Consider the following 10,228-nt stretch of genomic DNA (forward strand, 5'->3'; position numbering starts at 1 on the left):
GAGCATTCCAGGATACCGCCCGGGCGCGCCGTGCTCAGCCGTGCCGGACACTGAGCTGGCCCAGCAGGTCGTCCGCGTTCCGTACCGGCAGCGCACACACCCGGTCGTGGCACACGTAGGTCACGCCGTCGAGTCCGTCGCGGCCGTCGAACAGCGAGAAGCCCGCCGCGGCCCACTCCGCCGCCTGTGCTCGTGTGAGCACGGCGACGAGTGTTCCTGGACGTCGGGCGGTCCGGACGGCGTCGAGCATGCCCGCGACCGTGGGGTCCGACCGCTGGTCCGCCACCAGGACGACCTCTCGTGAGGGCCGCTGCAGCGCCAGCGCCAGACCCAGGGCATCGGCGTGCCCGAGCGGCCGCTCCACACCCGTCCGGGCGCGCTCGGCGACGAGCCGCTCGGCAGCGCGACGGAGCTCGTCGTCACCAGTGAGGGCGGACAGCGTCGCCGCAGCACCGGCCAGCGCCACCGTCCCCGATCGCAGGGCCGTCTGCGGCTGCTCGCCGGTCGCGGTGCCCGCCGCAGCCAGGACGGAGTCGACCTCGAGCGCGCCGGAGAGTCCGTCGTGCACCAGGGTCAGGGCGGTCGTCGCGTACCGCAAATCACCGGTCGCGAGGGCGAGTTCGAGCAGCCCCTCCGCGAACAACCCGAGGTCCTCCACGGTCGCCGGCGCGGATGACACACCGCGCGGCGTGCTCGACCGGACGACGACGTGGCCGTCGCGGAGGTGCCCGTCGATCACGGCATCGGCTGCCGCGCAGGCGAGCGCGGTCATCTCGTCGTCGCCCGCGCGGATCCCGGCCAGGACCAACCCCCGGATCGCGAGTCCGTTCCAGCCGGTGAGCACCTGGTCGTCCAGCGGCGGCGGATCGAGCCGGGCGCGTTCATCGCGGGGCAGCCGGTACCACTCGCCCTCCACCCGACGGCCGTCGATCGTCGACTCGCTGTCCTGTGCCGCCACGAAGGCGCCGTCCGGTCGGCGCAGGGTGTCCCGGAGGAAGTCCGCGATGCCCCGGGCCCGGTCCGCGCCGGCCACCGCGAGCAGCCCGGCGTTGTCGTAGAGCATCCGCTCGTAGTGCGGGACGGACCAGTCACGACGGGTCGCGTACCGGAACACCCCGCCGTCGGCGTCGGTCAGCTCCGAACCGGCGATTGCGTCCAAGGCGCGGGAGAGCAACGTGCCGGCAGCGCCGTCGCCGTCCGCGGCCGCGTCGCCGAGGAACTCGAGCAGCGGGGCGTTCGGGAACTTCGGTGCTCCACCGAACCCGCCGTACGTCGCGTCTTCTGCGCGCTCGAGGTCCGCCACGACCTTGAGGACCGCATCGACCGACGGGAGGCCCGCCCCACCCCCGTCAGGTTGCGCGGCCTGCGCGGATGCCGCGTCCGCCTCGGCACCCTGCCGGATCGCCCGCGCGACGGCTGCCGCGTTCGCGTCGACCTCGTGCCGGCGGTCCCGCCACGCATCGAGCACCGCCGCCGTGACCTGCCGGAACGACGGGTGCTCGCCGACCGGCTGCGGCGGGTAGTAGGTGCCGGCGTAGAACACCTGCGCGTCCGGCGTCATGAAGACCGTCAACGGCCACCCGAGCTGTTCCGTGAAGGCGCTCGCCGCGGCCATCGCGCTCGAGTCGACGTCGGGCCGCTCTTCACGGTCCACCTTCACGGCGACGAAGTCCTGTCGGAGCATCGCGCCGATCTCCGGGTCGGAGAAACTCTCGCGCGCCATGACGTGACACCAGTGGCACGTGGCGTAGCCGATCGACACCAGGACGGGCACGTCACGCTCCCGCGCCTCGGCGAAGGCGTCCGCTCCCCACTCACGCCAGTCCACCGGGTTGGCGGCGTGCTGGCGGAGGTAGGGGCTGACGGCGGTCCCGAGCCGGTTGTCGTTCATGCACCCAGCGTGCCCCGCGCGCCCTGTGTGGGCGGGCCTCCAGGCCGATCTGTGGAGGAGCCGCCGCTGTCCACAGCCCCCGTGCGACCAGGCAGAGCGGGCAGTCAGGCCAGCCAGCCCGTCAGCCCAGCGCGAGCCACCCGGTCAGGCGGCCGAGGTCCTGCGCGATGTCTGCCGGTGTCCGTCCGTCCGTCTCGACTCGGACGACGTCGTCGGCGACGGCATGGTCGAGGTGCCGTGCGGTCTCCGCGCTGTGGCGGATCTCGTCGAGGGCAGCCGCACCGCCGGCTCGTCGGCCGAGACGGTCCGCCACCACGTCGTCCCCGGCGCGCAGCAGCACTGCGGTGACGAGGGGGTCCTCACCGATCGCGTCCGCGAGCACGGCGGCCCCGAGGACGGAGACGGTGTTCGTGAAGACGAGCCGATGGTGCCCCAACGCTCGCATGTTCGCCCACACGGCGGCGAGGTTCCGCGCGGCCAGCTGAGCCTCAGGGTGCTCCTGGTGCGGTGGCGGCCACGCGAGGTCGAGGAAGTCGCCCTCGATGACGACGTGCCGGACTCCGGCTCCCGCGAGCAACTCGTGGAGGGCGACAGCGGTCGTCGATTTGCCGACGCCGGACCGGCCGCCGATCAGCAGGACCTCCGGACGGGTCGTGGTCGACATGGTGTGTGCGCCCCTGCCGAGTCCGGCGTCAGTCGAGCCCGAGCGACAGCAGCACCATCGCCGCGTCCTCCGGCCCGTAGTCGAACATCCGGTCCCAGAAAGGGTCCGCGGCCCACGGGACGTCACCGTCGGCCGGCGTACGGTGCGCGGTCTCGACCAGCCAGTCGATCTCCGGCACGACCGCGTCCGCGAAGCGCGGCGGCACCCAGCCGAGAGACCGGGCTGCGGTGGTGTCGAGCACGAACGGCGACGGCACGGACCACGGCGTGAGGCCGACGAACGCGGGGGCGTCCTCGCCGAGCAGGACCTCGTCGAACGTGTGGCCGAGGTGGCCGCCGACGGTGCGGACGATCTCGAGGACGCTGGGCGCCGTGTCGTCGGCGACGTTGAGGATCCGGCGGTCGGGTGCGTCGGCGACGAGTCGGACCAGGGACGCGATGCCCGCCGCCGCCGTGGTGTGGTCGACGCCGCGGCCCTCGTCAGCGAGCAGGATGCGCTCGCGGCCGTCGAGCACCCGACGCACGACGAACCACTCGCGGGGCCGGCCGATGCCGACGCCGTACACCTTCGACGGACGCAGGACCGTGACGGGGGCACCGTGGTCGAGCAGGACCTGTTCGGCGGCGACCTTCGCGGCGCCGTACCCGTCGCGGCTCGTCGGGTCGGCGTCGCCCGGGGCCACCGTGGGCTGGAGTTCGGTGACCGCGCCGCCGAACACCGGCTTGTCCAGAGCGTTCGCGTGCCGCCCCTGCTCGTCGGCGTAGACCGCCTTGGACGAGACGAACACGGTCGACCCGACGTCGTCGAGGAACGGGGCCAGCTGCAGGGCATCGTCGCGGGTCACGCCGACCGTGTCGACGAGCAAGTCCGCGCCGGGACGCAGCAGGTTCCGCAGGAACGCGGTGTCGCGTCGGTCTCCCGGACGGCCGACCGCACCGCGGGCCAGCAGTTCGTCGGCGACCGGCCCACCGGTGCGGGAGACGACCTCGACCTCCCAGTCGTCGCCGCCCCGGCCGGACACGTCGAGGAGTTCGCGGGCGACCTGGGACCCGATGCCGCCGGTACCGCCGAGGACAACCGCGCGTCTGCTGCTCATGCTGGCAACGCTAGCCCGCCGCGGGAGACGGGCAGCGCCAGCCGAGCAAGGGGACGGGCAGCGCCAGCCCGCCGTGGGACGGGCTGCGCCAGCCGAGCAGGGGGCGTCGGCCGGTCAGGAAGCGATCGGCTCCCGCCACCACTCGGCGAGCGACCCGTCGTAGACACGGACCTTCTGGTGGCCGAGCACCGTGAGGGCCAGGGCGTCCACGCACGAGGCGCTGCCGACACCGCAGTAGGTCACGACCTCGTCCGCCGAGAGGACCGGTGCGAGGGCCCGCTTCAGCTCGGGCTGCCGGAGGAGCGCGTTCGACCCGTCGAGCAGCGCACGGACACCGATGGTGGTGCTGCCCGGGACGATCGGCGGGTGGTCGTGGCCCAGGACGGCCGGGTCGGCAGCCATGACGAGCGCAGCAGGTTCGGACCCGTCGACCGCACGGAGGACCCGCGCGCGGTCGGCCCAGAGCGGACGCTCTTCTCCCGCGACGAACGCGTCCGCGGACGGTCGGGGCGTGCGGGACAGCGCGCCGATGCGGACCGGGCGACCCTCGTCGCGCCACTTCGGGAAGCCGCCGTCGAGCACGGCGACGGCGTCGAAGCCGAAGGACCGGAAGATCCACCACAGGCGAGCGCTCCACTCACCGATGCCGTCGTCGTAGACCACGACCGTGGAGGCTCGGCTCACCCCGAGCGCGCGGGCTGCGGACTCAAAGCGGTCGACCCCGGGACGGGTGAGCGGCAGGTCTGCCTCGGTAGCCGAGAACTCGTCGATGAGGTCGGCGTAGACGGCACCCGGGACGTGTCCGCGACGTTCGTGGGCGTCGCGGGCGGAGTGCCACGACATGTCGAAGCCGATGCCGTCCGTGTGCACCGAGGCGTCGAGGACGAGGAGGTCGTCCGCACCCAGGTGGTCGGCGAGCCACTGCGTCGACACGAGCGGCGAGGTCAGGACGGGTGCCATGAGCCAAACGCTAATCGAGACCTCCGACTGATGACAGAGATTCAGCAACAGTCCGACACAGGGAGCGGGCCGCGCGACCGACGGCAGCGCGATGTGGCCTGCAACAGGACGGCGGCCTGCAGAGCAGGGCGGCGGCCTGCGACACGACGAACGCCGGCCCGCTCCGCGTGATGCTGCGGGGCCGACCGGCGTTCGCCGTGGTGCTGTGCTGTGCTGTGCTGGGGTCCGCTCAGTGCGCGGCGACCGGGACGCTGCCGGTCGTGTCCGAGCCGGCACGAGCGAGGCGTGCCAGACGGACCGACTGCCGGTTGATGAGCAACCCGCTGGCGATCGCGACGAGCACGAGCACGCCGGCCGAGATGCCGAAGGCCGCGTGGTAGCCGTCGAGCGTGGCCTGCGCCTGCTGCAGCTTCGTGGGCGCTGCGTTCAGCCCGGAGAGGCTGTTCTTCACGACGTCGGCGAAGATCGTCGACAGCAGCGCCGTCCCGATCGAGCCACCGATCTGCTGCATGGTGTTGACGGTCGCGGAGGCCACACCGGCGTCGGAGCGGGCCACACCGGTCGTCGCGGTGTTCATCGCGGACGAGAAGATCGTGCCCATGCCGAGCCCGATGACGATCAGCGCCGGCAGGACGGTGCCCGCGTAGGAGCTGTCGAGGTCCGTGCGGAGCAGCAGCAGGAGCCCGGTCGCGGCGACGAGGCCACCGGCGAAGATCAGGATCTTCGGGCCGACGCGGGGCAGCAGGCGGCCGCCGATCTGCGTCGCGGAGATCATGATCGACAGCGGCATCGGGAGGAACGCCAGGCCGGTCTGCAGCGCCGAGAAGCCGAGGGTCTGCTCGAGGTAGTAGGTCAGGAACAGGAAGATCCCGAACATGCCGATCGCCACGAGGCCGATCGCGACGAACGAGCCACCGCGGTCACGGTCGAGCACGACACGCAGGGGCAGTAGCGGGTGTGCGACGCGGGTCTCGATGAACACGAAGGCCGCGATCAGCACGACACCGACGGCGAGCATCGCGATCGTGACGGGGTCGTCCCAGCCGTTGGTCTCGGCGTTCGAGAAGCCGTAGACGACGCCGACCAGCCCGAGGGTGATCGTGAGGACACCGAGGACGTCGATGCGGGGGCGGTCGGCCTTCGGGGGCTTCACCATGAAGACCAGCGCACCGATGACCCCGAGCACGGCGAAGACGACGTTGACGTAGAGGCACCAGCGCCACGACGTGTACTCGGTCAGGACGCCACCGAGCAGCAGGCCGATGGCCGCACCGGAACCGGCGATCGAGCCGAAGATGCCGAACGCACGGCCGCGTTCCTTCGGGTCCCGGAAGGTCGTCGTCAGCATGCCGAGTGCGGACGGGGCGAGCAGCGCGCCGAAGGCACCCTGCAGTGCACGGGCGGCGACGAGCAGACCGAACGAGTCGGCCAGGCCACCGAGCACCGAGGCCAGGGCGAACCCGACGAGCCCGATGATGAAGGTGTTCTTGCGGCCGAAGAGGTCACCGAGTCGGCCGCCGAGCAGCAGCAGGGAGCCGAACGCCAGCGAGTAGGCCGTGACGACCCACTGTCGCTGGTCGGTCCCGAACCCGAGGTCCTGCTGCGCCGAGGGCAGCGCGATGTTCACGATGGTCGCGTCGAGCACGACCATGAGCTGCGCGAGGGCGATGACCGCCAGGGTGATCCAGCGGTGGTCCTTGCGCGGTGCGGTGGCACCGGACGCCGGAGCACCGGATGCGGTGGCATCGGATGTCGTGGGCGCCGAACCGGTGGGTGCGGGCGCTGTCTGTTCTGCCGTCACGACAGACCTCCTTCGAGAAGGGGTGGAGGGTGTTCGCAGCGCGCGCCGTCGGGCGCTGTAATGGTGTGGTGGAACCGGATGCCAGGCATCCGCTTCGGACCACTGTAGACCAAAACGGAGCGAGCGCATCCGCTTGTTCCCAGAAAGTTCAACTACGGTCGTCACCGTGAGCACCACCGATCAGCACGCCGACCTCGAACGGCCTCTCCGAGCCGACGCGGCACGCAACCGCGAGCTGATCCTCCAGACCGCACGCAAGTGCTTCGCCGAGCGCGGACTGTCCGTGACGCTGAACGACATCGCGCACGAAGCCGGCGTCGGCGTCGGCACGGTCTACCGACGCTTCGCCGACAAGGACTCCCTGATCGAGGCCCTGCTCGCGACGAAGTTCGAGGCCATGAACGCCGCGGCCGAACGCGCCGCCGCCGAGATCGACCCGCGCGAGTCGCTCCGCCTCTACCTGATGGGCGTGTTCGAGTTCCGGGCGCGGGACCGCGCCCTCGCCGACGCGATCGTCCGAGCCGGCAAGGCCCGGCCGTCGATCGTGCACGAGCGCGACCGGCTCGAACGCCAGGTCTCCACGATCATCGGCCGCGCGCGCGACGCCGGGGTCGTCCGCGACGGCTTCGACTACCGCGACCTGCCGATGCTGACCACGATGATCGGCGCCGTCGCCGACGCGACCCGCGCCCACGACCCGGACGCCTGGCGTCGCTACGCCAAGGTCGTCATCGACGGCGTCCTGCCGCCGGCCGAACCGGACGGCATGCTCGGCGACCCCCTTGACCGCGAGACCATCGAACGCGCCCTGCACGCCCAGTCCTGACCGGTCACGACACACCGCTCAAGTCCGTCGGCGTCCGCCGTCACCGGGCTGCCGACTGGTCACGACCCACCGTTCACGTCCGCCGACCGGTCGAGAACCGTCGACTCAGGCGCGCCGAACCGACGGTTCGTGACCACTCGCAGGCAGCGGGCTGGGTGTCGTGACCGCTCGCCCCGCTCCGGACCGGGCCCAAGCCGCCGGTTCCGGACCACCGTGCCACCGGACGGGCGTGCTAACGGCGGTGCGTGTCGGACGGGAGGCCCGTGGCGGCCTGGCAGCGGGCCTCCCGTCCGGTGGTCCGGACCCGATCGCCCGCGCGACGAGCGCGTGCCCGCCTACAACCAGCTGGGCAGCCAGTAGTGGGACCGGATGAAGTCCCACGGCGCCTGGATCGCCGACCACAGGGGGTACCAGTAGGCCGACGCGAGCACCACGACCACCAGGTAGACCCCGAGCCAGATCAGCGCCCGGGTCCGCCGTGCCCGTGGGTCCTGCCGTGACCCGAGCAGGTGCCCGATCACGGCAGCCAGTGCCATCACGAGGAAGGGCTCGAAGGCGATCGTGTAGAACTGGAAGACCGTGCGGTCGAGGTACATCAGCCACGGCAGGTACCCCGCGGCGATGCCCATCAGCACGATGCCGTACTCCCACCGCCGCCGGGTGACGAGCAGCACGAGCAGCACCACGGCCGCGATCACCGAGGCGTACCAGACGAACGGGTTCGCGATGCCGGTGATCGCCGCTCCGCAGCGGTCGGCCGCGCAGCCGTCCTGGCCCGCGTCGACCCCGACGTAGTACATCGAGGTCGGCCGTTGCATGAGGAGCCAGAGCAGCGGGTTCGCCTGGTACGAGTGCGGCGTGTGCAGGCCGATGTTGAAGCCGTAGATCTCTGCCTGGTAGTGCCACCAGTTCTGCAGGCTGTCGGGCACCCAGGCGAGCACGCCGGTCCAGCGCTGCCCACCGGTCCCGATCCAGTTCCGGTCCCAGCCGCCGCGGGTCAGGAACCACCCCGTCCACGACGCCACGTAGGTCACGGCCGCGATCGGCACGGTGAGCAGGAACGTCACCGGGGCCTGCTGCAGCGCGGCGCTCGACGACCAGAAGGCCACACCGGCCCGACGGCGCAGCAGCATGTCGCTGACGACCGAGTACACGGCGAAGAACGCCAGGAAGTACAGCCCGGTCCACTTCGTCGCCGTCGCGAGTCCGAGCGAGAAGCCCATCGCGACCAGCCAGGGCCGCCGCCACAGCACCGGACCCCAGAGCGTCGGCCGGCCGGCTGCGGCCTTCCGGTCGATCCACCGGTCGAGCTGTCGGGCCGACGACCGCCGGTCCAGCAGGAGCGCGCCGAAGCCGAGCACGACGAAGAACGTGACGATGCCGTCGAGCAGCGACACCCGCGACATCACGATCGCCTGCCCGTCCACCGCCAGGAAGCCGCCGGCCAGCGTCCCGATGAAGGTCGAGCGGAACAGCGAGCGGGCGATCACCGCGGTGAGGAAGACGGTGGCGATGCCGAGGACCGCGACCGTGAACCGCCAGCCGAATGCGTTGTCCGGCCCGAAGAGCAGCATGCCGAGGCCGATGAGGTACTTGCCGAGCGGCGGGTGTGCGATGAACTCCGCGGCGCGCGAGTAGATGTCGGTCTGCCCGTCGGCGAACCGTTGGTCGGTCGTCGTCGCGCCGTCGCCGGTCGGGTTCGCCGGCCACGTGCCCTCGTACCCGAGGTGCACCAGGGACCAGCTGTCCTTGACGTAGTACGTCTCGTCGAACACGAGCGTGTGCGGCCGGCCCAGGTCGACCAGTCGGAGCAGCGCCGCCAGCACGGTCACCGCGATCGGACCGCCCCAGCGCCAGGCGGCGACCCGCCAGCCGACGGACAGCACGCGGCCCCACCAGTCGTCGAGCCGCGAGCCACGTGGGACGTCCGGCACGGTCTTCTGCAGGTCGGCCAGGTCCGTGGTCATCCGCAGCATCATACGGACGCGACCTCGCCGCTGGCCCACGCCGTCCACAGGGCACGGCCACGACGACGACAATGGGGTCGTGATCGTCCTCGCAGCAACCCCCATCGGCAACCTCGGTGATGCCTCCCGTCGACTCGTGGAGACGCTGTCGAACGCCTCCGTCGTCGCCGCCGAGGACACCCGGACCGCGATCCACCTGATGCGCGCACTCGGCATCGAGAACCGCCCGCGGCTCATCGCGCTGCACGAGCACAACGAGCGGGAGCGTGCGGCCGAGGTCGTCGAACTGGCGCGCGAGGACGACGTCGTCGTGCTGACCGACGCGGGCATGCCCGCCATCAGCGACCCCGGCTTCCCGTTGGTGGAGGCCGCCGCCGCCGCGGGCGTCACCGTCACCGCGATCCCCGGCCCGAGTGCCGTCCTCACCGCCCTCGCGCTGTCGGGACTGCCGACGGACCGGTTCACGTTCGAGGGCTTCCCGACCCGCAAGGGCGGCGAGCGTCGTCGTGTCTTCGCCGCGCTGGCGGGGGAGCAGCGGACCATGGTCTTCTTCGAGTCGCCGCACCGGATCGCCGACACGCTCGGCGACATGGCCGCCGGGTTCGGAGCCGACCGGCGCGCCGCGGTCTGCCGGGAGCTCACGAAGATGCACGAGGAGATCCGACGCGGGACCCTCGCCGAGTTGACCGAGTGGGCGGCCGACGGCGTCCGCGGCGAGATCTGCGTCGTCGTCGCCGGTTCGTCCGGGTCGGGTGAGGACGCCACGATCGAGGACGGCGTGCGCCTGGTCCTCGAGCGCGTGGCCGCTGGCGCACGCATGAAGGAAGCCGCCGCAGCGGTCGCCGACGCGACCGGGCTGTCCAAGCGGGACCTCTACGAGGGTGCGCTCGCCGCACGCTGACCGGACCCGACACCTGTCGGACGGGAGGCCCCGGGGGGGGGCCCCCCCGGGCGCCCCGGCCGGTGTGGCCCGGGCCGGGGGGCCCCCCGGCCCGGGGGGGGGGGGGGCCGGAGGGTTGTCGG

The 10,228-nt window shown here is 72.1% G+C and carries 8 protein-coding genes; 2 read left to right on the plus strand and 6 right to left on the minus strand.

Translation table 11 applies throughout. The features are described from left to right. Positions 1-34: 34 nt before the first annotated feature. The 5 genes from QCD68_RS11345 to QCD68_RS11365 all read right to left on the minus strand — a co-directional run bounded on the left by QCD68_RS11345 (position 35) and on the right by QCD68_RS11365 (position 6,412). Positions 35-1,891, minus strand: coding sequence for a thioredoxin domain-containing protein (locus QCD68_RS11345; RefSeq protein ID WP_301223083.1), 1,857 nt, complete (start codon positions 1,889-1,891; stop codon positions 35-37). A 121-nt stretch (positions 1,892-2,012) separates the two neighbouring features. Beyond that, positions 2,013-2,555 carry an AAA family ATPase gene (locus QCD68_RS11350; RefSeq protein WP_301223084.1) on the minus strand — a complete coding sequence of 181 codons (543 nt, stop codon included), beginning with the start codon at positions 2,553-2,555 and terminating at the stop codon, positions 2,013-2,015. Between the two features lie 28 nt (positions 2,556-2,583). Continuing rightward, entirely contained in the window at positions 2,584-3,651 is a 1,068-nt protein-coding gene (locus tag QCD68_RS11355; protein ID WP_301223085.1) for an NAD-dependent epimerase/dehydratase family protein, read from the minus strand. Positions 3,652-3,765: 114 nt separating this feature from the next. Next, on the minus strand, positions 3,766-4,611 hold the full coding sequence (locus tag QCD68_RS11360; protein ID WP_301223086.1) for a sulfurtransferase: 846 nt from the start codon (positions 4,609-4,611) through the stop codon (positions 3,766-3,768). A gap of 229 nt (positions 4,612-4,840) precedes the next feature. After that, entirely contained in the window at positions 4,841-6,412 is a 1,572-nt protein-coding gene (locus QCD68_RS11365; RefSeq protein WP_301223087.1) for an MFS transporter, read from the minus strand. A gap of 166 nt (positions 6,413-6,578) precedes the next feature. Between QCD68_RS11365 and QCD68_RS11370 the strand changes: the two genes are divergently transcribed. Beyond that, complete coding sequence (locus QCD68_RS11370) at positions 6,579-7,238, plus strand: TetR/AcrR family transcriptional regulator (protein ID WP_221849189.1); 660 nt, start codon at positions 6,579-6,581, stop codon at positions 7,236-7,238. A 335-nt stretch (positions 7,239-7,573) separates the two neighbouring features. Here the strand turns inward: QCD68_RS11370 and QCD68_RS11375 are convergent, their stop codons facing one another. Further along, positions 7,574-9,205, minus strand: coding sequence for a dolichyl-phosphate-mannose--protein mannosyltransferase (locus QCD68_RS11375; protein ID WP_301223088.1), 1,632 nt, complete (start codon positions 9,203-9,205; stop codon positions 7,574-7,576). A gap of 79 nt (positions 9,206-9,284) precedes the next feature. Between QCD68_RS11375 and rsmI the strand changes: the two genes are divergently transcribed. Continuing rightward, positions 9,285-10,106, plus strand: coding sequence for a 16S rRNA (cytidine(1402)-2'-O)-methyltransferase (gene rsmI, locus QCD68_RS11380; RefSeq protein WP_253464358.1), 822 nt, complete (start codon positions 9,285-9,287; stop codon positions 10,104-10,106). The last annotated feature ends 122 nt before the right edge of the window (positions 10,107-10,228 follow it).

It is taken from the genome of Curtobacterium sp. PsM8 (assembly GCF_030433875.1).
In the GTDB taxonomy this organism is placed as follows: domain Bacteria; phylum Actinomycetota; class Actinomycetes; order Actinomycetales; family Microbacteriaceae; genus Curtobacterium.

Excerpts from the sequence above, each read along its gene's own strand:
- QCD68_RS11360 (WP_301223086.1), bottom strand. The coding sequence starts at position 4,611 with ATGGCACCCGTCCTGACCTCGCCGCTCGTGTCGACGCAGTGGCTCGCC.
- QCD68_RS11345 (WP_301223083.1), bottom strand. The coding sequence starts at position 1,891 with ATGAACGACAACCGGCTCGGGACCGCCGTCAGCCCCTACCTCCGCCAG.
- QCD68_RS11375 (WP_301223088.1), bottom strand. The coding sequence starts at position 9,205 with ATGACCACGGACCTGGCCGACCTGCAGAAGACCGTGCCGGACGTCCCA.
- QCD68_RS11350 (WP_301223084.1), bottom strand. The coding sequence starts at position 2,555 with ATGTCGACCACGACCCGTCCGGAGGTCCTGCTGATCGGCGGCCGGTCC.
- QCD68_RS11355 (WP_301223085.1), bottom strand. The coding sequence starts at position 3,651 with ATGAGCAGCAGACGCGCGGTTGTCCTCGGCGGTACCGGCGGCATCGGG.